Source organism: Kitasatospora sp. NPDC049285, assembly GCF_040678815.1.
GTDB lineage: Bacteria > Actinomycetota > Actinomycetes > Streptomycetales > Streptomycetaceae > Kitasatospora.
On the sequence record NZ_JBFAQR010000086.1, the window covers coordinates 1 to 23,984 of the forward strand.

At 71.6% G+C, this 23,984-nt stretch carries 15 protein-coding genes; 12 read left to right on the top strand and 3 right to left on the bottom strand.

Going from position 1 to position 23,984, the window contains the following annotated elements:
- Window positions 1–102 precede the first annotated feature (102 nt).
- The 5 genes from AB0K51_RS32115 (at window position 103) to AB0K51_RS32135 (ending at window position 5,287) form a co-directional block, all read left to right on the top strand.
- The gene (locus tag AB0K51_RS32115) at window positions 103–906 is read left to right on the top strand and encodes a methyltransferase domain-containing protein (RefSeq protein ID WP_363461330.1); all 804 of its coding nucleotides are present in this window, start codon (window positions 103–105) and stop codon (window positions 904–906) included.
- Between the two features lie 132 nt (window positions 907–1,038).
- On the top strand, window positions 1,039–1,194 hold the full coding sequence (locus AB0K51_RS32120; protein WP_363461332.1) for an SPOR domain-containing protein: 156 nt from the start codon (window positions 1,039–1,041) through the stop codon (window positions 1,192–1,194).
- 80 nt (window positions 1,195–1,274) lie between these two features.
- Window positions 1,275–1,745: a CYTH domain-containing protein gene (locus AB0K51_RS32125; RefSeq protein WP_363461334.1), complete on the top strand. Its 471-nt coding sequence runs from the start codon at window positions 1,275–1,277 to the stop codon at window positions 1,743–1,745.
- Between the two features lie 39 nt (window positions 1,746–1,784).
- Window positions 1,785–2,183 (top strand): NUDIX domain-containing protein, encoded by a 399-nt coding sequence (locus AB0K51_RS32130; RefSeq protein ID WP_363461336.1) that lies wholly within the window; start codon window positions 1,785–1,787, stop codon window positions 2,181–2,183.
- Between the two features lie 416 nt (window positions 2,184–2,599).
- A complete protein-coding gene (locus tag AB0K51_RS32135; protein ID WP_363461338.1) occupies window positions 2,600–5,287 on the top strand; it encodes a SpoIIE family protein phosphatase in 2,688 nt (895 codons plus the stop codon).
- A 22-nt stretch (window positions 5,288–5,309) separates the two neighbouring features.
- Here AB0K51_RS32135 and AB0K51_RS32140 read toward each other — a convergent pair whose 3' ends face one another.
- From AB0K51_RS32140 to AB0K51_RS32150, 3 genes are all read right to left on the bottom strand, one after another.
- The gene (locus tag AB0K51_RS32140) at window positions 5,310–8,012 is read right to left on the bottom strand and encodes a PKD domain-containing protein (protein WP_363461340.1); all 2,703 of its coding nucleotides are present in this window, start codon (window positions 8,010–8,012) and stop codon (window positions 5,310–5,312) included.
- 122 nt (window positions 8,013–8,134) lie between these two features.
- Window positions 8,135–10,870, bottom strand: coding sequence for a PKD domain-containing protein (locus tag AB0K51_RS32145; RefSeq protein ID WP_363461342.1), 2,736 nt, complete (start codon window positions 10,868–10,870; stop codon window positions 8,135–8,137).
- Between the two features lie 115 nt (window positions 10,871–10,985).
- Window positions 10,986–13,712 carry a PKD domain-containing protein gene (locus AB0K51_RS32150; RefSeq protein WP_363461344.1) on the bottom strand — a complete coding sequence of 909 codons (2,727 nt, stop codon included), beginning with the start codon at window positions 13,710–13,712 and terminating at the stop codon, window positions 10,986–10,988.
- A gap of 322 nt (window positions 13,713–14,034) precedes the next feature.
- Here AB0K51_RS32150 and AB0K51_RS32155 point away from each other — a divergent pair, with 322 nt between their 5' ends.
- From AB0K51_RS32155 to AB0K51_RS32185, 7 genes are all read left to right on the top strand, one after another.
- Entirely contained in the window at window positions 14,035–16,494 is a 2,460-nt protein-coding gene (locus AB0K51_RS32155) for a SpoIIE family protein phosphatase (RefSeq protein ID WP_363461358.1), read from the top strand.
- Window positions 16,495–16,679: 185 nt separating this feature from the next.
- Window positions 16,680–18,584, top strand: coding sequence for a translational GTPase TypA (gene typA, locus AB0K51_RS32160; protein WP_363461346.1), 1,905 nt, complete (start codon window positions 16,680–16,682; stop codon window positions 18,582–18,584).
- Between the two features lie 353 nt (window positions 18,585–18,937).
- Window positions 18,938–20,569 (top strand): ABC transporter substrate-binding protein, encoded by a 1,632-nt coding sequence (locus AB0K51_RS32165; RefSeq protein WP_363461348.1) that lies wholly within the window; start codon window positions 18,938–18,940, stop codon window positions 20,567–20,569.
- Window positions 20,570–20,714: 145 nt separating this feature from the next.
- On the top strand, window positions 20,715–21,641 hold the full coding sequence (locus AB0K51_RS32170; RefSeq protein ID WP_363461350.1) for an ABC transporter permease: 927 nt from the start codon (window positions 20,715–20,717) through the stop codon (window positions 21,639–21,641).
- Window positions 21,634–22,572, top strand: coding sequence for an ABC transporter permease (locus AB0K51_RS32175; protein WP_363461352.1), 939 nt, complete (start codon window positions 21,634–21,636; stop codon window positions 22,570–22,572). The genes AB0K51_RS32170 and AB0K51_RS32175 overlap by 8 nt, the downstream gene beginning before the upstream one ends.
- Window positions 22,573–22,589: 17 nt before the next feature.
- Window positions 22,590–23,642, top strand: coding sequence for an ABC transporter ATP-binding protein (locus AB0K51_RS32180; protein ID WP_363461354.1), 1,053 nt, complete (start codon window positions 22,590–22,592; stop codon window positions 23,640–23,642).
- The coding region (locus tag AB0K51_RS32185; RefSeq protein ID WP_363461356.1) for an ATP-binding cassette domain-containing protein at window positions 23,635–23,984 on the top strand (350 nt) is incomplete at its 3' end. The genes AB0K51_RS32180 and AB0K51_RS32185, both read left to right, overlap by 8 nt.

Sequence of the window (23,984 nt, forward strand, 5' to 3'; positions counted from 1 at the left end):
CCCGGAGGACCGGGCGGCCATTCCTTCCGAGCCATCGAGGGCAACGCGCCATCAGCCATACCCGGTCCTCCCGGACCGCCTCACATTCTTAGGGAACCCGCCATGGCCGGTTACACCCATGGACACCACGCAGCCGTCCTGCGCTCGCACCGCACCCGCACCGCGGCCAACTCGGCCGCCTACCTGCTGCCCGAACTCCGGCCCGGACATCGGGTGTTGGACGTCGGCTGCGGGCCGGGCACGATCACCGCGGACCTGGCCGCCGCGGTCGGCCCGACCGGCCGGGTCACCGGCGTCGACACGGCCGCCGAGGTGCTGGAGCAGGCCGCCGGGCTGGCCGCCGAGCGCGGTCTGGACACGCTGGACTTCCAGGTCGCCGACGTCTACCGACTGCCGTTCCCGGACGGCTCGTTCGACGTGGTGCACGCTCACCAGGTGCTGCAGCACCTGGCCGACCCGGTGGCCGCGCTGCGCGAGATGCGCCGGGTGACCGCGCCCGGCGGGCTGATCGCGGTGCGTGACGCCGACTACGCCGCGATGACCTGGTACCCGCAACTGCCGGAACTGGACGAGTGGTCGGCCCTCTACCGCCGCACCGCCCGGACCAGTGGCGGCGAGCCCGACGCCGGCCGCCGACTGGTCGCCTGGGCCCGCGCCGCCGGGCTGACCGAGCTCACCGCGACCTCCGCCACCTGGACCTTCGCCGCCGAGGCCGAACGCGCCTGGTGGTCGGAGAGCTGGGCCGAGCGCACGCTGCGCTCCAACACCGCCGCCACCGCCCTCGCCGAGGGCCTGGCCACCCCCGCCGACCTGGAGCGGATCGCTGCCGGCTGGCACCGCTGGGCCGCCGACCCGGACGCCTGGTTCGCCGTCCTGCACGGCGAACTGCTGGCGCGCGTAAGGTAGTTGCTCATCAGTCGCAGCTAACCTCCCGTTAACCCCGACCGTACCCACCGGTAGCATCCAGCCGCTATCCTCATGCACACGGCAAGCGGTCCGGCCTGTCCCCCACCGGGTCGGACCGCTAGCGTGCACCCCATGGACCAGGCGTACCGGGTGATGCGGCAGGACGACAACGGCAACCGCTACCTGGTCGCCCGCGGGTTGAGCCGCGCGGAGGCCGAGGCGCTCGCGGCCGAGTTCGAGGCCCGTGGACACAAGCAGCTCTACTGGGTGGAGCGCGACGAGGAGTGAACTCCGCAGGCGTACCGTGGCGCTTGACGGTTCGTCGGCGCCCGGCCGGGTGTGGCCGTCCGAGTCGAGGAGGCCGCCCGGTGGGAGTCGAGATCGAGCGCAAGTTCCTGGTGCCGGACGGTGAAAGCGTGCCGGACGGGCGGGAGTTCGAGGTCCGGCAGGGCTACCTGGTGATCGGTCCGGAAGGCGCCGAGGCCCGGGTCAGGGAGCAGGGCGAGGCCTGCTCGCTGACGGTCAAGCGCGGCGCCGGGCTGGTCCGCGGCGAGTGGGAGACCCCGCTGGGCGCCGAGCAGTTCGCCGCGCTGTGGCCCGCCACCGAGCACGCCCGGGTCACCAAGACCCGCCGGATCGTCCCGCTCGGCCGCTTCGAGGCGGTGGTCGACACCTACCACGGCCGGCTGGCCGGACTGCGCACCGTCGAGGTCGAGTTCACCGACTCCGAGGAGGCCGCCGGCTTCACCCCGCCCGCCTGGTTCGGCGCCGAGGTCACCGACCGCTCCGACCTGAAGAACCAGCGCCTCGCCACGGCGGCCGAGCCGCCCGCGCTCTGACGTAGGGTCGGGGGCGGCGAGTACCCGAGCGCGAGGGCAGTGATGGCGGTGCTGATCGACACGGTGGCCTGGGTCCGGCTGGAAGGCGGCAGGATCCTGTGCGCCCGCCCCCGTGGCAAGGACGAGTTCTACATCCCCGGCGGCAAGCGCGAGGGCGCCGAGACCGACCTGCAGACCCTGGTCCGCGAGGTCGCCGAGGAGCTGACCGTCGCGCTCCGCCCGGAGACCGTCGCACACGTCGGCACCTACCACGCCGAGACCCGCCCGGGCGGCGCGACCGTCCGGATGGCCTGCTACACCGCCGAGTACACCGGCACCCTCGCCGCCAGCAGCGAGATCGAGGACGTCGACTGGTTCGGCTACGCAGACCGGGACCGCGTCCCCCCGGTCGACCAGCTGCTCTTCGACGACCTGCACCGCGACGGCCACTTGAGGTAGCGGGCCGTCGGCCGGGTGGCCGCCTGACGCGGCGGCAGGCCCTCCGACCTGTACGCCAATCGGACAGACGACCCGTATGTCGGGATAGTGGCGCGTTGTCCGGGGTATGGCAGTGTTCGGCAGCATTCGTCACGTTCGGGAGCCGGAGTGGCACCGGGTGGCGAGGGCCCGCGCTCCGGCGACCCGCCGCGGCGTGTTCCCAGCGATGGCCGGAGGCCCCGTAGGTGGCGAAGCCGGGTGGTGGCGGGGGAAAGGGCGAGGCGGCCGGTCCGTCTCCGCGTGGCGCGCGGCGCGCGGCCGGCCCGGGCCTGCCCATAGGCCGGGCTGCGGCCCGGGCCCGGCTGCGCCGCGGCCCCGGGGCGGGTGAGCGTCCCGGACGGGGTGGACGCACCGGGCGGGCCGCCGGGCCCGGCCCGGTGCCGGGCAGCGCGCCGACTGCCGGGCCGTCCGCCGCCGGGCCGTCCGCCGAGCCGCCCGCCGAGGCGGGCACGGCCCCGCCGCGCGGCCGGCCCACCCAGGCGTTCCCCGGCGGCCCCGAGCCGCACCCCGGCCGCCGCGAAGCCGCGCCGACCGCGCTGCACCCCAGCCGCCGCACAGAGGGCGGCAGCCTGCTCGACGTGGTCAAGGTGGCCATCGTCATCCTGGACACCTCCGGCCGGGTGGTGCTGTGGAGCCCCGCCGCCGAGGACATGCTCGGCTGGCCCAGCGAGGTGCTGGTCGGCCGGGCCGTCGACGAGCTGATGGCCGATCAGGAACAGGTCCAGCGCACCCGTACGGCGATCCAGGAGACCCTGCGCCGCGGCTCCTGGCACGGCATCACCGGCATCGCCGACCGCGACGGCGTCCCGGTCGAGGTGGAGGCCCGGCTCTCCCTGCTGGTCGACGGCGACGGCGCCCCGTACGTCCAGGCCGCCCTCGCCGAGGCCGCCGCCCTGCGCGCCGTCGAACGCGACCTGGCCGTCCGCGACGCGCTGTTCGAGCAGTCACCGCTCGGCATCGCCGTCCTCGACACCGAGCTGCGCTACACCGCGGTCAACGGCACCCTGGCCGCGATGAACGGCCTGCCCGCCGAGGCGCACGTCGGCCGCACCACCGGCGAGACCCTCCCCGAGCGGGCCGCCGACGAGATCACCGCCATCCAGCGCCAGGTGCTGGCCACCGGCGAACCGGTCATCGACGTCACCCTGGCCTCCCCGGTCACCGCCCGCTCCGGCTACCGCTCGATCTCCTACAGTCGGATGACCGACCGCTCCGGCCGGGTGCTCGGCATCTCCGGCACCGTCATGGACGTCACCGAGCGGTACCGCGCCGTCGCCAAGGTCGAGGGCGCCCGGCGCCGGCTCTCGCTGCTCAACGAGTTCGGCTCCCGGGTCGGCGACCTGCTGGACGCCACCCGGATCGCCCAGGAGCTCGCCGGCGCGGTCGTCCCCCGGCTCGCCGACTACGCCGGGGTGATCCTCCTGCAGGCCGTCGCGCACGGCGACGACCTGCCCCGGCACGGCCACGACCGGCGCACCTCGCTGCTACAGCTCGGCGTCGCCGCCATCCAGGACGGCCCCGCGGTCGAGACGATGCTGCGCCGCGGCGCCCGGATCACCTTCGAGGAGGAGTCCGTCTTCGGCCGGGTGCTGCGCAGCGGCGTCCCCGAACTCCTGGCCAGTGGAACGGAGTTGGACGACCTCTCGTACCCCGGCGACCCCAAGGTGGAGGCCGCCAGGGACCTCGGCGTGCACTCCCGGCTGGTGGTGCCGCTGCGCGCCCGCGGCATCGTGATCGGCCTGCTGGTGGTCAGCCGGGCCGGCTACCGCGAGGGCTTCGACCGCGACGACCTGGCCTTCACCGTCGAACTCGCCGACCGGGCCGGCAGCTCCCTCGACAACGCCCGGCTCTACGCCCGCGAACGCACCGCCGCGCTCACCCTGCAGCGCACCCTGCTGCCCCAGCAGGTCCCGCAGCCCACCGGCGTGGAGGTCGCCTACCGGTACGTGCCGGGATCCAGCGGCACCGAGGTCGGCGGCGACTGGTTCGACGTCATCCCGCTGCCCGGCGAGCGCACCGCGCTGGTGGTCGGCGACGTGATGGGCCACGGCCTGCGGGCCGCCGCCACCATGGGCCGGCTGCGCACCGCCGTCCGGGTGCTGGCCGCCCTCGACCTGCCGCCCGAGGTGCTGCTGCGGCACGTCCACGAACTCGCCGACGACCTCGCCCAGGGCCCCGACGAGGCGCTGCTCGCCACCTGCATCTACGCGGTCTTCGACCCCGCCCGGCGCAGCCTGATCGTCACCAAGGCCGGCCACATCCCGCCCGTCCTGGTGGTGCCCAAGGCCGGCGCCGCCGAGCCGGCCCGCTCCGGCGGCCCGCTGCCCGGCGGCGCCGGCCAGGTGCTCGACCTGCCGTCCGGCGCCCCGCTCGGCGTCGGCGGCGTGCCGTTCGAATCGATCGAGATGGAGATCCCGGAAGGCAGCCTGCTCGCCCTGTGCACGGACGGGCTGGTGGAGTCCCGGGACAAGGATCTGGACGTGGGACTGGGGAGGTTGATCAGCGTGCTGGAACAGCCGTACGCCTCGATCCAGCAGGCGTGCGAGGCCGTCCTCGACACCATGGAACAGGGCCGCGAACCCGACGACGTCGCCCTGCTGCTGGCCCGCCTCGGCCGCGGCCAGGCCGACGTGCCGACCGCCGGGTGGACCCTGCCCGCGGAGCCCACCGCGGTCTCCCGGGCCCGCAGACTGGTCCGCGGGACGCTCGCCGACTGGGGCGTCGAGGAACTCACCGACACCGCCGAACTGCTGGTCAGCGAACTGGTCACCAACTCGGTCCGCTACGCCAGCGCCCCGATCGGTGTCCGCCTCACCCTCCGCGACGTCCTGCTGGTCGAGATCTCCGACCCGCTGCCCGACCCGCCCCGCGAACGCCACGCCGCCGAGGGCGACGAGGGCGGCCGCGGCCTGGAACTCGTCCGCCGCCTCGCCCTGCGCTGGGGCGCCCGCGCCGAGGGCCTCGGCAAGGTCGTCTGGTTCGAGCTCGCGGGCGACCCCGAGGAGGGCGGCGGCACGGACGAGGCCGCACCCGAGATCGGGCGCGGCCTCTTCTCCGCGGACTGACGGCCTTTGACCTGAGCGGCTGTCAGGGCGTGACGTAGCCCAGGAAGTCGACGACGGCGTCGGTGATGCCGATGTGGTTGGTCACCCGGATCGTACGGTCGGAGATCGGGACCAGAGCGAGGTTGGGGACGATCGCGCCCGGCGCCAGGTTCAGGTTCGAGGTGGTCCAGTCCGTGGTGTCGCTGCGGCCCGCCGCGAGCCAGTCCTCCTGCGTCGAGTTGAGGCCGGTGAGATTGACCAGGACCGCGGTGGCCTGAGCGGGGATGCCGTACCGGCGGACGTCGATGTCCTCGGGGCCGCCGAGCCCCATCGGACCGTTGCGGGTGTCGAGGGCCCGGACCGGCCGGATCGGGACGATCTGCCCGGCCCGGTCCGGCTGCACGCCGTAGTAGCCCTGCACGTCCGCGATCAGCTGGACGTTGCCGACGTGGTTGTAGAGCGTCACGTTGCCGTCGGCGTCGATCGGGACGGTGACCTGGTTGGCGACCGTGGCACCGCGGCTGACGTTCAGTGAGGAATGCACGCCGGTCGGGTTCGCGGCGACGTACGTGTCCTGGTCCGCGCCGGTGGCGGTCAGGTTGAGCACCGCGACCGACGCCGTGTCGGGGAGGAGACCCGGGCCACGGACCTTGAAGGTGACGGTGCCGTCCGGTCCGACCTGGCCGGGCTGCGCACCGGTGCCGTTCCGGGTGTCCAGGGCGCGGACCGCCGGAACGCCGTACAGGCCGAGCGGCTGCACCTTGCCGGTGCTGTAGTACCCCTCGAGGTCGGCGATCAGGTCGATCGAACCGCCGTGGTTGTACACGGTGATGGTGCCGTCGGCAGCGACCGGCACCAGAGCGGCGTTGCCCGTGTCCCGGCCGGGCGCGGGGTTGAGGTTGGACGTGCCGGGTCGCTCCGTGCCGTCGTAGGCGATGACGTGGGTCGGCTCGGTGGCGTTGGTGCCGGTCAGGTTGACCAGGACGGCGGCGACCGAGCCGTCGTCGGGAAGGCCCGCGGTGCCGGTGACCTTCAGCCTGACGGTGCCGTCCCGGCCGATCGCGGCCTGCGGCGCCCCCAGCCCGGTCCGGGTGTCCATCACCCGGACCGGCTGGGCCAGCGGAACGTACGCGCCCCCGACCGTGACGGTGGACGTCTTCTCCGCCGTCCGGCCGTGGTCGTCGGTGACGGTGAGCGAGACCTGGTACGTCCCGGGCCTGGCGTAGCGGTGGTCGGCAGGAACGGCGTCCGCACCGGCGTGGGTGACCGGGGCGGTGCCGTCGCCGAAGTCGTAGCGGTATCCGGAAATCGGCCGCGGACTGGTCACCCCGCTGACCTCGGCGTGGACCGAGAGCCGGTCCGCATCGGCGGCGTGCCGGACGACCAGCTCGCCGGTGATCGGGTCGAGTGCGACCTGCACCGGCCACCAGTACTCGTCGACCTTACCGGCGCTGTCGCGGGCCGAAATGACGGCGCCGTAGTACCCCTCGCGCGGGTAGGTGTGGCGGACCGTGAAGTCCCCGGAGCCGACCGGTACCGGCGCGCTGCCGTCACCGAAGTCGATGGTCCCGGAAGCGGGAAGCCACGGGGAGACGATCGAACCGACTGCCTCGACATCCAGCAGCGGGTGGCCCTGTGCGTCCGTGACCTGCCGGAAGTGCACCCAGGACGAGAGCGGGTTCGTGGTCTCGTCCGCCCCGCGGTCGTGGTAGGTGACCCGGCCACTCCCGGTGTCGGCGACCTCGGCGTCGTCGATCCGCACGTATCCGCGGCGGTCGGTATCGAGCTGTCCGGGGGCGTCGGAGTCCGCCGCGTCGATGCCGCTCGTCGTCAGCTCGCTCCAGTACCCCTGACCCAGCAGGTCGTGGTCGCCCTGCCCGGTGGCGGAGCGGAACGCCGCTGCCGTCCGGTACTCCACGCCCGCCCAGACGTACGGAACGTCCCCGCTGTCCTGCAGGGAGTTGTACTTGGCGACGGTGCCGGGGACGGAGTCCGCGGCCACGTCCAGGCCGCGGCGCGGGTCGGTCGTGCAGTCCGCAGTGTCGGAACTGCGGGAGAGGAGGTTGTTCTCGACCACGGACCGGTCGGATCCGCCGGCCAGCCGGATCAGCGGTCCGCAGTCGGCCCTGACCGTGTTCGAGGTGACGACGCTACCCGGTGCGTGGTCGACGCTGATGCCGTTCGTCCGGTTCGTGGTGACCGTGGCCCGGGGACTCTGCTCCACGGTGACCCGTCCGAGGACGGTCGAGCGGCTGAGCGTCACCTCCGAACTCGCCCCCGTGATCCACACGGACGGGCTCCACACGTGGTCGAGGACCACGCGGTCGGACCCGGTCACGGTGGCGCGTGGCGCGGGGCCGCTGTCCGTTTGGAGGTTCGACGCCCGCACATCGTGAGCGCCGTTGACGGTGAGCGTCCTGACCTGGGTGACCGGCTGGAAATCGGGTTCCACCGCATCGGCGCCGACGAACGTGACCGGCGCGTCCGGAGTGCCCGAGCGGGTCAGCGCCACCGCCTCGTCGTACGTACCGCGACCAATGTGCACGGTCTGCCCCGGCAGGACGGTCCTGGTCGCCGCCGACACGTGGCAGTACGGCTGCGCCACGCTCCCCGGGCCGTCGTCGGCGCAGGTGGCGCTGTCCTTGTCCACGTAGAGGTCGGTGACCCCCGCCGTAGCGGTCGCGGACGGCAGGCTGCCGGCGGCGAGCGCGACGAACGCCGCTGCGGCCAGGCGTCTGGAACGCATGGAATCTCCTCCCCAAGACTCGGCAAAACACCGAGCAGGAGCGGCATCCTGCCAGACCGGTCGTGCACCCCCGCACCCGGGTGGGCCGCCCCCGGAAGGGCGCCCACCCGGGTGACGGTGGGTCAGGGGATCACGTACCCCTGGATGTCGACGATCGCGTCGGCGGTGCCGGCGTGGTTGACCACGGAGAAGTAGCCCCACTGGTTGATCGGCACGAGCGCCAGGTTCGGGACGACCGCGCCGGGGGTGAGGTTCAGGTTCGACGTGCCCGGCGAGGCGTTGACGGCGTAGGTGCCGATGAGAGCCTGCCAGCCCTCCTCGGTGGCGTTCAGGCCGGTGAGGTTGACCAGCACCGCGCTCGCGCCGGCGGGGACGCCGTAGGAGCGCGCGTTGATGCCGCGGACCTCGAAGGGGTTCAGCTTCGAGGTGGTGCGGGTGTCCAGCGCGCGGACGGGCGTGATCGGGACCACCTGGCCGGCGTTGGGGTAGTCGGACCCGTAGAAGCCCTGCAGGTCGGCGATCAGGTGGACCGAGCCGACGTGGTTGTAGAGCGTCACGTTGCCGGCGGCGTCGATCGGGGCGGTCACCTGGTTGGAGACGGTGGCGCCGCGGCTGACGTTCAGCGAGGAGTAGGTGACCGGACGGGCGACCGGGTTGGCGGTGACGTAGGTGTCCTGGTCGGCGCCGGTGGCCGTCACGTTGAGCACCACGACCGAGGCCCCCGCGGGGACCTGGCCGGGCAGCTCGCGGACGTTGAAGGTGACGGTGCCGTCCGGGCCCACCGGGTGGCTCGTTCGGGTGTCGAGCACCCGGACGGCGTCGCTCGCGTACAGGTTGCGGGACGGGACCTTGCCGGTGCTGTAGTAGCCCTGCAGGTCGGCGATCAGGTCGAGCGAGCCGCCGTGGTTGTAGACGGTGATGGTGCCGTCCGCGGCGACCGGGACCATCGCGGCGTTGCCGACGTCGCGGCCGGGGACGGCGTTGAGGTTGGACGTGTCCGGCCGCTGCCCGCCGTCGTAGGCGATCACGTGGGTGGGCTCGGAGGCGCCCGTACCGGTGAGGTTGACCAGCACCGAGGCGACCGACCCGTCGTCCGGGATGCCCGGGGTGCCGGTGACCTTCAGCTTCACGGTCCCGTTCGGGCCGACCTTGGCCTTCGGCGCGCCGAGGCCGCTACGGGTGTCCATCACCCGCCGAGGCATCGTCAGCGGCACGTACGCCGTGCCGACCGTGACCGGCGAGGAGGCCGACGCGCTGCGCCCGTGGTCGTCGGTGACGGTCAGCGTCACCTGGTAGGGGCCGGACTTGGCGTAGCGGTGGTCGACCGGAGCGGCCGTGGCGCTCTCCACCGCGGCGGTGCCGTCGCCGAAGTCGTAGCGGTACTTCACCACCGGCAGCGGGCTGGACAGGTCCTTCGGCAGGGCCCGCACGGTCAGCCGGTCCTTCTCGGCCGGGTGCTGGACCGTCAGGCCGGTGCTGACCGGGTCGGCCGCGGCGCGCACGGTGAGCGTGGTGGTCTTCCGGTAGCCGGTGTCGTCGGTGACGGTCAGCACGGCCTGGTAGTTGCCCGGGTACGGGTAGCCGTGCGAGACGGGGCCGGCCGTGACCGGGGAGGGCCCGGTGCCGTCGCCGAAGTCGAGGGTCGCGGTGGCCGGGAACCACGGCGAGGTGACCTGGACGTCGAGCGCCACGTCCAGGGCGTAGGCGGGCTGCGCGGGGGCGAGGGCCAGGCCGAGCACCATCGGGTTCTGCTGCTCGCCCGCGCCGCGGTCGTAGTAGCCCACGCCGGTACCGGTGTTGGGGTAGCCCGGGGCGTCGATCCGCTTGCTGCCGGTCTGCGAGACGGGCAGCTCGCCCGGGGCGAGGGCGTCCGCGGAGTCGATGCCCGCGGCGTCGAGCTGCGCGGTGGTCGGCTTCACGACGTCCCGCTCGCCCTGACCGGTGGCGGTCTGGAAGTCCTCCGCCGTGGCGTACGTCTTCCCGCCCCACAGGTACGGGGTGGGGTCGGCCAGCAGCGAGTTGTACTTGGCGACGGTGCCGGCGGCGGAGTCCGCGGAGACCTCCAGGTCGCGCTGGGCGCCGGCTGTGCAGCCGTCGGTCTTCGCGGTGCCGGTGAGGACGTTGTTCTCCACCGTGGTGCCGGTGGAGCCGCCGGTCACCAGGACCTGCGGCCCGCAGGCGGCGCCCACGCTGTTGGAGGTGACCGCCGTCCCCTGCGCACCGTCGACGGTGATGCCGCTCCGGGGCCCGAAGGAAATCTGATTGGTGCTCACGATCGCGGACGACGCCTGGTCGACCACCACCCGGCCGCCGGTGACCCAGCTCTGACTGAGCGTCACCCCGGCGCTGTGTCCGGTGACGTGGACGGCCGCCGACCCGCCGTCGGCGTCCTGCCCGCGCACCCGCATCCGGTTCAGCTCGACCCGGCTCGCGCCGGCCACCCGCACCGCTTCCGCGGACACCGAGGCGCCGTCCACGTACAGCTCGACGAAGCGGACGTCGGTCGCCCCCAGCACAGTGATGCCCCGCACCGTGGTCTCAGCGCCCGGCTCGAAGCTCCCGGTGGCCGGTCCGGTGAAGGTGATCGGCGCGTCCGGCGTGCCGGAGTGGGTCAGCACGATCCGCTCCTCGTGGACGCCGCTCGCGAGGTGCACGGTCTGCCCGGGCCCGACCGCCTTGGCGGCGGCACCGACGTGGCAGTACGGCACCTCCTTGCTGCCCGAACCGGCGTCGGTGCAGGCGGTGTTGCCCTGGTCGACGTACAGGTCGGTGACCGCCGCGGCAGCGGTGGCGGACGGCAGGCTGCCGGCGGCGGCGAGCACGACGATGGCTGCCGCGGTCACACGTCTGGAACGCATGGAAACCCCTCCCCAAGACTCGGCAGAGCACCGAGGTGGAGCGAGATCCTGCCAGACCGGTCGTGGACCCCCGCATCCGGGTGGACCCTGTGCGATCCACCCGGATGACGGCACGTCAGGAGGCCGTGTACCCCTGGATGTCGAGGATCGCGTCGGCCGCGCCCGCGTGGTTGTAGAGCGTGATCCAGCCACCGTTGCCGACCGGCACCAGCGCCAGGTTCGGCACGATCGCACCCGGCGTCAGGTTCACGTTCGAGCTGTCCCAGTAGTAGGCGTCGCCACTGGAGACGGCCATCCACCCCTCCTCGGTTGCGTCCAGCCCGGTGAGGTTGACCAGCACCGCGGTCGCGCTCTCCGGGACCCCGAACTCGCGGACGTTGACGGTGCGTCGGCCGTCGAAGGCGAGCTTGTCGCCGGTGCGGGTGTCCAGCGCGCGAGCCGGGGTGATCGGGATGACCGGGCCGGCCTTGCCGTCGGCGGTGCCGTAGAAGCCCTGCAGGTCGGCGATGAGCTGGACGGTGCCGACGTGGTTGTAGAGGGTGACGTTGCCGTTGGCGTCGATCGGGGCGGTGACCTGGTTGGCCACCGTGGCACCGCGGCTGACGTTCAGTGAGGAATGGGTGACGGGCTTTCCGGGGTTGGCCGTGACGTAGGTGTCCTGGTCGGAGCCGGTGGCGGTCAGGTTGAAGACCGCGACCGAGGCGTTGTCGGGGAGGAGGCCCGGGCCGCGGACCTTGAAGGTGACGGTGCCGTCCGGGCCCACGGGGTGGCTGCCGCGGGTGTCCAGGGCGCGCTTGGCCGGGACGCCGTAGAGGCCGAGCGGCTGCACCTTGCCGGTGCTGTAGTAGCCCTGCAGGTCGGCGATCAGGTCCAGCGAACCGCCGTGGTTGTACAGCGTGATCGTCCCGTCGGGCGCGACCGGGACCAGCGACGCGTTGCCGACGTCGCGCCCGGGTACGGCGTTGAGGTTCGAGGTGTCCGGCCGCTGTCCGCCGTCGTAGGCGATCACGTGCGTCGGCTCGGAGGCGCCGGTGCCGGTGAGGTTGACCAGGACGGCGGTGACCGACCCGTCGTCCGGAACGCCCGCGGTGCCGGTGACCTTCAGCTTCACGGTGCCGTTCGGGCCGACCTTGGCCTTCGGCGCGCCGAGGCCGCTGCGGGTGTCCATGACCCGCTGAGGGGTCGTCAGCGGAACGTACGCCCCGCCGACCGTGACGGGGGAGGCGGCCGTCCCGGTGCGCCCGTGGTCGTCGGTGACGGTGGTGGTGACCCGGTAGGTGCCGGGCTTGGCGTAGTGGTGGTCCACCGGCGCGTCCGTGGCGGCCTCCACCGCGGCGGTGCCGTCGCCGAAGTCGTAGTGGTACGTCACCACCGGCAGCGGGCTGCTCAGATCCTTCGGCTGGGTCCGGACGGTGAGCTGGTCGGCCCCGGCCGGGTGCCGCACGTCGAGGCCGGCCGTGATCGGGGCCGCCGTCAGCTGCAGGTTGGCGTACGTACGGCGCTGGTTGCCGGAGCTGTCGGTGACGGTCAGGGTGGCCAGGAACTGCCCCTCCCGCGGGTAGCGGTGCGAGAGCGGGAAGGAGTCCGCGGTGACCGGCACGGCGGGGGTGCCGTCGCCGAAGTCGACGGTCGCGGTGGCCGGCGACCAGGGGGAGGTGAACGACCCGCTGAAGGTCACGTCGAGCGGGTGGTCGGACGGGCTGTGCTGGGACGTGTCGGTGAGCGACGCGGTCATCGGGTTGATGACCTCGCTCGCCCCCCGGTCGTAGTAGCCCACGCCGGTACCGGTGTTGGCGTACGCCGGGTCGTCGGTCCGGTGGTAGTTCTGCAGGCTGACGGGCAGTTCGCCGGGCGCGAGGGCGTCCGCGGAGTCGATGTTCGTCGGGTTCAGGGCCTCGGAGGTCGGCTTGAGGATGTCCTGCGCGCCCTGCCCGGTGGCCGCCCGGAACGCCTCTGCCGTGTCGTACGCGGTGCCCGCCCACAGGTACGGGGTGGCGTCGGCCAGCAGGGAGTTGTACTTGGCGGTGGTGCCGGGTGCCGAGTCCGCGGAGACCTCCAGGTCGCGCTGGCCCTCGGGCGGGCAGGGGAGCGTGGCCCGGGTGCCCAGCAGGACGTTGTTCTCCAGCACCGTGCCGGCGGAGCCGCCGGTCACCAGCAACCGGGCGCCGCAGCCGTCGCCGACGGTGTTGGAGGTGACCGTGGTGTCCCGCGCGCCGTCGAGGGTGATGCCGGCCGTCGCGGTCTGGATCAGGTTGGTGCTGACCACGGCCGTCGAGGCCTGGTCGACCACCAGCCGACCGTAGGAGACGATGTTCTGACTGACCGTCACGCCGGTGCTCCGTCCGGTGACGTGGACGGCGGGCGCCGTGGCCGTGGAGTCCGAGCGCCTCACCTGCAGGCGGTTCAGCTCGACCTGGCTCGACCCCGTCACTGTCACGACCTCGTCGCTGCTCCCGAGTACGAAGAGGTCGGCGATCCGGACGTTCGACGCCCCGCGCACGGTGATCCCGGTGAGGCGGGCGCTGGACCCGGGGGAGGCGCCCCGGGACGTGCCGGTGAAGGTGATCGGCGCCTGCGGCGTGCCGGAGCGGGTCACCTCCAGCCGCTCCGCGTAGGTGTAGTCGGCGAGGTGCACGGTCTGGCCGGGCTCGACCTTCGCGGCGGCCGTAGCGACGGTGCAGTACGGCTGCTCCTGGCTGCCCGGCCCGTCGTCGGCGCACTGCGCACTGGCCCGGTCGACGTAGAGGTCGGTCACCGCGGCGGTGGCGGTACCGGCGACGGACGGCAGGCTGCCGGCGGCGAGCGCGACGAGGGCTGCCGCGGCGACACGTCTGGAACGCATGGAACTTCCTCCCCGGTGCCCGGCGGGGCACCGGGCAGGGAGGTGATCATCGCAGGCGGGTCGTACACCCGGGTACGGGGGTGGGCCTGGCCTGACACAGCGGCACCCCGCTTGCGGCGACCGCTCGCGTGCCGTGCATTCAACTACCCGAGTCGATGTTGTGACGTTAGGGGGCGTGTGCTGTCGCGCCCAAATGATGAATACTCGGACATCGAATACTCGGTCTTCTCGACACCGGATGGGCGCGCGGGTTGGAGGGGTCGGTCCGTTGAACAGCTTCCCGGCACGGAACGCGACGCACGGCGACAGCGGCTATGCCGCGGTGCCGGAGCAGCCGGGTGCCCCGACGGTGTCCGCCGCGCTGCCGACCGGCTGGGGCCGCAGCGCCGGCAGCATCTACGACTACATCCGGGTCGCCACCTTCGCGATCGGCGCGGACGGCCGGATCGCCCAGTGGAGCGACCGGGCCGCCGAGTTCTTCGGGGTGCCCGCCGCGGAGGCGGTCGGCGCCGACCCGATCACCGCGTTCATCCCGCGCGAGCTGTGGCAGCGCGGCCGGGCCCGGCTGGAGCGGATCCTGGCCGGCGAGGAGTGGGTCGGCACCGCCCCGTACCGCGACCTGTCCGGCGCGGAGGGCCTGGCCGAGGTCTACGCGATGCCGGCCAGCGCGGACGGCTCCGCGACCTGCCTGGCCGTCGACCTGGGCCGGCTGCGCACCATCGAGACCGACCTGGCCGCCTCCGAGGCGGTGTTCGGGCAGACCCCGACCGGCTTCTTCCTGTTCGACCTGGAACTGCGGCTGCAGCGGGTCAACGAGGCGTTCGCGGCCGGTGTCGGCCGCACCCCCGCCGAACTCCAGGGCCTGGCCCCCGGCGACGTGTTCCGCCCGTCCGACGCGGACCGGCTGCTGCTCGCCCTGCGCAAGGTGCTCACCGGCCAGGAGCCGGTACTCGACCTGCGGCTGGCCGGCCCGACGCTGCCCGGCCGGGCCCCCGCCGCCCGCGACGACGACCAGCGCACCTGGGCGGTGTCGCTGTACCGGCTGGCCGGTGCCGGCGGCCGCCCGATCGGCGTGGCCGGGCAGGTCCAGGACGTCACCAGCCGGCACATCGCCGAGCGCGAGGCCGCCGGGGTGCGCCGCAACCTCGCCCTGCTGAACGAGGCCTCCACCCACATCGGCTCCACCCTCGACCTGGAGACCACCGCCAAGGAACTGCTCGACGTGATCGTCCCGCAGTTCTGCGACGTCGCCACCGTCGACCTGTACACCGCGCTGCTCACCGGCGACTCCGCCCCGCTGTCCGCCAACCCGGAGAGCGGCGAGCTGCGCCGGGTCGCGGTCTCCAGCGTGGTCGGCAACGCGCCCTCGGTGCTCGGCTCCGACCGCGGCGGCGGCGTCCGGGTCGCCGAGGCCGGCGGGACGCTCTGCTACCCGCCGCGCTCCCCGCACGCCCGCGCGCTGCGCACCGGCCGCAGCGTGGTCCCGCAGCCCGGGCCCGACCCGCTGCTGCGCTCCACCCTGGTGGTGCCGCTGGTCGCCCGCGACCAGGTGCTCGGCCTGGTGCAGCTGTCCCGGGCGATCGGCTCCGAGCCGTTCGACGCCCGCGAGGTCGCCATCGCGGAGGAGCTGGTCGCCCGGGCCGCGGTCTGCGTGGACAACGCCCGGCTCTACCGCCGCGAGCACGAGCGCGCCCTGATCCTGCAGCGCAGCCTGCTGCCCCCGGGCAACCCGGCCGCCTCCGGCCTGGAGATCGCCCGCCGCTACCTGCCCAGCAACAACAACACCGAGGTCGGCGGCGACTGGTTCGACGTCATCCCGCTGCCCGGCAGCCGCACCGCGCTGGTGATCGGCGACGTGATGGGCCGCGGCCTGCGCGCCGCCGTCGCGATGGGCCAACTCCGCACCGCCGTGCGGACCCTGGCGATGCTCGACCTCGACCCCGCCGAGGTGCTCACGGCCCTCGACGAGATCGCCCGCGGCCTCGGCAGCGACGACCTGCCGGAGTCCGGCGCCGAGGTCTACCTCGCCACCTGCGTGTACGCCGTCTACGACGCGGTCAAGCAGCGCTGCACCTTCGCCAACGCCGGCCACCTCCCGCCGGTGCTGCTCAGCCCCGGCGAGGGCGCCCGGATGCTCGACGTGCCGCCCGGCCTGCCGCTCGGCGTCGGCGGCGAACCGTTCGAGGAGGTCGACGTCGACCTCCCGGAGGGCGCCGTCCTCGGCCTGTACACCGACGGCCTGGTGGAGTCCCGCAAGCACCAGCTGGACGAGGGCCTGCGGGCCTTCCGGGAGGCGCTGACCAACGGCTCCAGCCGGCTGGAGGAGCTCTGCGACCAGGTGCTGGACGAGCTCAACCCGCACCACGGCGAGGACGACATCGCGCTGCTGATGGCCAAGGTCCAGGCGCTGCCGAAGGGCTCGGTCGGCGACTGGCGGCTCCCGCCGGAGCCCACCTCGGTCGCCAAGGCCCGCGAGGCCGCCTGCGGCTGGCTGCTGGAGCGCGGCCTGGACGAGCTGGTCGACACCTCGGAGCTGCTGGTCAGCGAGCTGGTCACCAACGCGCTGCGGCACGGCCGCGGCGAGATCCGGCTGCGCCTGCTGCGCGACAAGACCATGGTCTGCGAGGTCTGGGACGACGCCTACGCCCAGCCCCGCCAGCGCCGCGCCCAGGAGACCGACGAGGGCGGCCGCGGCCTCCAGCTGGTCTCGCTGCTGGCCGAGCGCTGGGGCAGCCGCCGCACCCCCAAGGGCAAGATCGTCTGGTTCGAACTGTCGCTGTAGGCCCGCCGGACACCCCCCGGGCACGTGATCTTCTTCACCCCCCGAGCGGCCCGTTTCGGCTCCGTTGGGGCGTTCCCCGTACGATGGGGAGAAGCCGAGGCATGTGCCATGCCCGGCGGGTGGACCGGTGAATGCTGACGCGGGCCGGGCACCGTGACCCACGATTCCGGGAGAATCAGCGCCGCATGCCCACGCGCAACGACATCCGCAACGTCGCCATCGTCGCCCACGTCGACCACGGCAAGACCACCCTGGTCGACGCCATGCTGAAGCAGGCCGGCGCCTTCGCCGCCCACCAGCAGCTCGACGACCGAATGATGGACTCGAACGACCTGGAGCGCGAGAAGGGCATCACCATTCTCGCGAAGAACACCGCGGTCAAGTACCACCCCAAGGATGGTGGCGCGCCGATCACCATCAACATCATCGACACCCCCGGCCACGCCGACTTCGGTGGCGAGGTCGAGCGCGGCCTGTCGATGGTGGACGCGGTCGTCCTGCTGGTCGACGCCTCCGAGGGTCCGCTGCCGCAGACCCGCTTCGTGCTCCGCAAGGCGCTCGCCGCCCGCCTGCCCGTCATCCTGTGCATCAACAAGACGGACCGCCCGGACGCCCGGATCGACGAGGTCATCAACGAGACCTACGACCTGTTCCTGGACCTGGACGCCGACGAGGACCAGATCGAGTTCCCGATCGTCTTCGCCTGCGCCCGTGACGGCGTCGCCTCGCTGACCAAGCCGGAGAACGGCACCGTCCCGGCGGACAGCACCAACCTGGAGCCGTTCTTCTCCACCATCCTGGAGCACGTCCCGGCCCCGGTCTACGACGACGCCGCCCCGCTGCAGGCGCACGTCACCAACCTGGACGCCGACAACTTCCTCGGCCGCATCGCGCTGCTCCGGGTCGAGCAGGGCGAGCTGCGCAAGGGCCAGACCGTGGCCTGGATCAAGCGCGACGGCTCGATCAGCAACGTCCGGATCTCCGAGCTGCTGATGACCGAGGCGCTCACCCGCAAGCCCGCCGAGGTGGCCGGCCCGGGTGACATCTGCGCCGTCGCCGGCATCGGCGACATCATGATCGGCGAGACCCTGGCCGACCCCGAGAACCCGATCGCGCTGCCGCTGATCACCGTCGACGAGCCGGCCATCTCGATGACCATCGGCACCAACACCTCGCCGCTGGTCGGCAAGGGCGGCTCCGGCAAGGGCGCCGACGCGAAGTCCAGCAGCAAGGTGGACCGCAAGGTGACGGCCCGCCAGGTGAAGGACCGCCTGGACCGCGAGCTGATCGGCAACGTGTCGCTGCGCGTGCTGGACACCGAGCGCCCGGACGCCTGGGAGGTGCAGGGCCGCGGTGAGCTGGCGCTGGCCATCCTGATCGAGACCATGCGCCGCGAGGGCTTCGAGCTGACCGTCGGCAAGCCGCAGGTGGTCACCCGGGAGGTCAACGGCAAGACCCACGAGCCGGTCGAGCGCCTCACCGTGGACGTGCCCGAGGAGCACATGGGCGCCGTCACCCAGCTCATGGGCATCCGCAAGGGCCGGATGGACAACATGTCCAACCACGGCTCGGGCTGGGTCCGGATGGAGTTCGTGGTGCCGTCCCGCGGCCTGATCGGCTTCCGTACCGAGTTCCTCACCAACACCCGCGGCACCGGCATCGCGCACTCGATCCACGAGGGCTACGAGCCGTGGTTCGGCCAGCTCACCACCCGCAACAACGGCTCGCTGGTCGCCGACCGCTCCGGCGTGGTCACCGCCTTCGCGATGACCAACCTGCAGGAGCGCGGCGTGCTGTTCTGCGACCCGGGCACCGAGGTGTACGAGGGCATGATCGTCGGTGAGAACTCGCGTGCCGACGACATGGACGTGAACATCACCAAGGAGAAGAAGCTCACCAACATGCGTTCCTCGAACGCGGACGTGGCCGAGTCGATCGTGCCGCCGCGCAAGCTCTCGCTGGAGCAGTCGCTGGAGTTCTGCCGCGAGGACGAGTGCATCGAGGTGACCCCGGAGACCGTGCGCATCCGCAAGGTCGTCCTGGACGCCAAGGACCGCGGCCGCACGGCCTCGCGGGCAAAGAAGGGCTGACACCCGTAGCTCGGCCGACCGGCCGGCGTCCTCAGGGACGCCGGCCGGTCGCGTTTTTCCTCACACTCCGTGACGCACCCTCAGATGGGCTCCGGGCGCGGATCGTTCGTTAATCGGACGTCACACATCGTCATGCGTGACAACTGTCCGTTTCGCCCCTGTCTGGGTATGTCGCGAATGTCCGATTCCCGAGATTCACCGCTCGTTCATGTGACCAAATTGAAATCCGTATTGGTCGGTTCCGTATCCGTGAGTGACCGATAGTGGGTGCATCGAGCTCGGGTCGAGGCTTCTGCGCAGGGGTGCGCGCCAGGCCGCGAGCGATCTGTAACACGAGTTCAGGAGGCACACCCATGCGCGGTGCCAGCCAGGCCAAGTGGGTTGTCGCAGCCGTCGCGGTCGCCCTCGCAGCTACCGCTTGCGGCAGCAGCAACTCCGGCGGCAGCTCCGGTGGCGACGCGGTCAACGCTCAGGGCACGTTCAGCTACCAGAGCACCGAGCCGCAGAACCCGCTCCAGCCGGCCAACGCCATGGAGGTCGGCGGCGGTCGAGTCATCAAGACCCTGTTCAAGGGCCTGGTGGACTACGACCCCGCGGACGGCAAGCTGCGCAACCAGGTCGCCGAGAAGATCGAGACCACCGACGCGCAGAACTACACCGTGACCCTGAAGTCGGGTTGGACCTTCCACGACGGCACCCCGGTGACCGCGGCCTCCTTCGTGGACGCCTGGAACTGGTCGGCCAACGTCAAGAACAACCAGATCAACTCCGACTGGTTCTCCGACATCCAGGGCTACGACGCGGTCCACCCGGACAAGGGCGACGCCACCGCGGACACCATGTCCGGCCTGAAGGTCGTCGACGACACGCACTTCACCATCGCGCTGACCGGCCCGGTCTCGTACTTCCAGTACAAGCTCGGCTACACGGCCTTCTCGCCGCTGCCCAAGGTGTTCTTCACCGACCCGGCGAAGTACGGCCAGTCGCCGATCGGCAACGGCCCCTACAAGTTCGTCTCGTGGGAGCACAACAAGGCGATCACCGTCGCCGCGTTCGACAAGTACGCGGGCACCGACAAGCCGAAGAACGGCGGCATCGTCTTCAAGAACTACTCGCAGGCCGAGGCCGCCTACAAGGACCTGGTCTCCGACAACCTGGACGTGCTGGACCAGGTCGACCCGAGCGACCTCGCCTCCTACAAGAACGACCTGGGCGACCGCGCCGTCGACCAGGCCCAGGGCGCGATCCAGAACATCTCCTTCTCCATGTACCAGCCGGAGTGGCAGGGCGTGGACAAGGCGAAGGTCCGCCAGGGCCTGTCCATGGCGATCGACCGCGACACCATCACCAAGACGGTGCTCAACGGCTCCCGCCAGCCCGCCACCTCCTGGGTCGCCCCGGGTGCGATGGGCTACAAGGAGAACACCTGCGGCGACGCCTGCAAGTACGACCCGGTCAAGGCCAAGCAGCTGGTGACCGAGGGCGGCGGCGTCCCGGGCAACAAGATCACCATCCTGTACAACGCCGACGGCGGCCACAAGGAATGGGTCGACGCGGTCTGCAACAACATCCGCCAGGCCACCGGCGTCGAGTGCGTCGGCGACGCCAAGCCGGACTTCAAGACCGCCCGTGACCTGATCAAGAAGAAGCAGGTCAACGGCCTGATGCGGACCGGCTGGGTGCAGGACTACCCGCTGAACGCCAACTTCCTGCGGGACGTCTACGGCACCGGTGCCGCGGCCAACGACGCGGGCTACTCCAGCCCGGAGTTCGACAAGTTCGCCGCCGAGGCCGACAAGGCCACCTCGGTGGAGAAGACCGCCGAGCTGTACCAGCAGGCCGAGGCCCAGCTGGCCAAGGACATGCCGGCCATCCCGCTCTGGTACTACAAGACCACCGCGGGTTACTCGAAGAACGTGCAGAGCGTGAAGTACGACTCCTTCGGTGACCCGGTCTTCACCCAGGTCGAGGTCAAGCAGAAGTAATTCCGAGCCGGCACCACACACGGCTCGAAACGACACGGCCGGTGCCGTGCCCCGCCCCACCGGGCGGACCGGCACCGGCCGTTGTCACGCCGAGAAACTCTGAAATCGGGATGACGGCCCGTCAGAGCAGTCAATTGGAGGCACGATGGGGCGTTTTGTCGCGAGGCGACTGCTCCAGATGATCCCGGTGTTCCTGGGTACGGTCACGATCATCTTCTTCATGACCCGCATGCTCCCCGGTGACCCGGCGGCAGCGATGTGGGGCGACAAGGCGGCCGATCCGGCCCAGCTGGCGGCGCTCAAGCACCGGATGGGCCTTGATCTCCCCATCTGGCACCAGTACCTCAACTACATGAGGGACCTGCTGCAGGGGAACTTCGGCCAGACCATGGCCGGCCGCAAGGTCGTCGACGTGATCGGCGAGGCCCTCCCGGTGACGGTGCGGCTGGCGCTGCTGGCCTTCGCCTTCGAGCTGGTCGTCGGCGTCGCCATCGGCCTGTTCGCCGGCCTGCGCCGCGGCAAGGCCTTCGACAAGTCCTCCCTGGTGCTGACCCTGCTGCTGATCTCCATCCCGGTGCCGGTGCTCGGCTTCGTGTTCCAGAACGTCTTCGCGATCCAGCTCGGCTGGATCACCCCGACCGTCCAGGACTCGATGAACCTGGGCCAGCTGATCCTGCCCGCCATCGTGCTCGGCTCGATCTCGCTCGCCTACGTGGCCCGCCTGACCCGGACCTCCATCGCGGAGAACCTGAAGGCCGACTACATGCGCACCGCGGTCGCCAAGGGACTGCCCAAGCGCAAGGTCATCGGCACCCACCTGATGCGCAACTCGATGATCCCGGTGGTGACCTTCCTGGGCACCGACCTGGGCGCCCTGATGGGCGGCGCGATCGTCACCGAGGGCATCTTCAACGTCAAGGGCGTCGGCAACGCGCTCTACCACGCCATCAACTTGAACGAGGGCGCGACCGTCTCCGGTTTCGTCGTCGTGCTGGTGCTGGTCTACCTGGGCGCCAGCCTGCTCGTCGACCTGCTCTACGCGGTCCTGGACCCGAGGATCCGGTATGCCTGACCTGATCGAGAAGAACGCGGGCATCCCCGCGCAGCGCGCCGGGGAGAGCGCCGAGCCGAAGCCGGAGAAGCCCCGCAGCCTCGGCCTGGACGCCTGGCACGACCTGCGCAAGCGTCCGATCTTCATCCTGTCGGCCGCGCTGATCGTGCTGCTGATCGCCTTCGCGATCGCCCCCAGCCTGTTCACCTCGGTGGACCCGCGCGCCGGCGACCTGCGGATGCACTACCTGACCAAGCCGAACTACCTGCACTTCTTCCAGGGCGACTGGTTCGGCTACGACGGCCAGGGCCGGTCGATCTACGCGCGGATGATCTACGGTGCCCGCGCGTCCGTGGTGGTCGGCATCTGCGTCACCGCGGGCGTCACCCTGCTCGGCGGCCTGCTCGGCATGGTGGCCGGCTACTACGGCGGCTGGGTCGACACGATCGTCTCCCGGTTCACCGACATGGTCTTCGGCATCCCGCTGCTGCTCGGCGCGCTGGTCATGCTGAACGCCTTCCAGGTCCGCACCGTCTGGTCGGTGGTCTTCGCTCTGGTGGTCCTCGGCTGGACCCAGATGACCCGCGTCATGCGCGGCTCGGTGATCACCGTCAAGCAGGCCGACTACGTGACCGCTGCCAAGGCGCTCGGCGCCGGCACCGGCCGGATCATGTTCAAGCACATCCTGCCGAACGCGATCGCCCCGGTGATCGTGGTGGCCACCATCGCGCTCGGCGGCTACATCGCCACCGAGGCCACGCTGAGCTTCCTCGGCATCGGTCTGCAGGACCCGACCATCTCCTGGGGCATCGACATCAACTCGGCCCAGAAGGTCATCCGTACCGCTCCGTTCGCACTGTTCTTCCCCGCCGGCATGCTCAGCCTCACCGTGCTGGCCTTCATCATGCTCGGCGACGCGGTGCGTGACGCCCTCGACCCGAAGCTGCGCTGAGAGAGGCGGCCCGCACCATGACCACCGCACCCGTGAAGACCCCGGTAGCCCAGGACCGCCTGGTCCCCGGCACCCCGCTGCTCGAAGTCCGTGACCTGCACGTCGAGTTCAAGACCCGGGACGGCATCGCCAAGGCCGTCAACGGCGTCAACTACTCGGTCGCGGCCGGCGAGACGCTCGCCGTGCTCGGCGAGTCCGGCTCCGGAAAGTCCGTCACCGCCCAGACCATCATGGGCATCCTGGACATGCCGCCCGGCCGGATCACCTCCGGCGAGATCCTGTTCCGCGGCCAGGACATGCTCAAGATGTCGGGCGAGGAGCGCCGGAAGATCCGCGGCCGCAAGATCGCGATGATCTTCCAGGACGCGCTCTCCTCGCTCAACCCGGTGCTCTCCGTCGGCTACCAGCTCGGCGAGATGTTCCGCGTGCACGAGGGCCTCTCCAAGAAGGAGGCCAAGGCCAAGGCGATCGAGCTGATGGACCGGGTGCGCATCCCGGCCGCCGCGCAGCGCGTCAACGACTACCCGCACCAGTTCTCCGGCGGTATGCGCCAGCGCATCATGATCGCCATGGCGCTGGCGCTGGAACCGGACCTGATCATCGCGGACGAGCCCACCACCGCCCTGGACGTCACCGTCCAGGCCCAGGTGATGGACCTGCTCGCCGAGCTGCAGGCCGAGTACCACATGGGCCTGATCCTGATCACCCACGACCTCGGCGTGGTCGCCGACGTCGCGGACAAGATCGCGGTGATGTACGCCGGCCGGATCGTCGAGACCTCCCCGGTCCACGAGCTGTACGCCAAGCCCGCCCACCCGTACACCAAGGGCCTGCTCCGGTCGATCCCGCGACTGGACCAGAAGGGCGAGGAGCTCTACGCGATCAAGGGCCTGCCGCCCAACCTCTACAAGGTCCCGGCCGGCTGCGCCTTCAACCCGCGCTGCGACGTCGCCACCGACCTGTGCCGTACCGAGATCCCCGCCCTGCACCAGGTCACCGACCGGGACGGCGCGGAGCTCGCCGGGCGCAAGAGCGCCTGCCACCTCTGGAAGGAGACCCTCCATGGCTGAGCAGCCCATCCTGGAGGTCCGCGACCTGGTCAAGCACTACCCGCTCACCCAGGGCGTCCTCTTCAAGAAGCAGGTCGGCGCGGTCAAGGCGGTCGACGGCATCTCCTTCACCCTCGGCAAGGGCGAGACCCTCGGCATCGTCGGCGAGTCCGGCTGCGGCAAGTCGACGCTGGCCAAGGTCCTGATGAACCTGGAGCGGGCGACCGCGGGCCAGGTCCTCTACAAGGGCGAGGACATCTCCCGGCTCTCCGGCGCCGCGCTGAAGGCGGTGCGCCGCAACATCCAGATGGTGTTCCAGGACCCGTACACCTCGCTGAACCCGCGGATGACGGTCGGCGACAT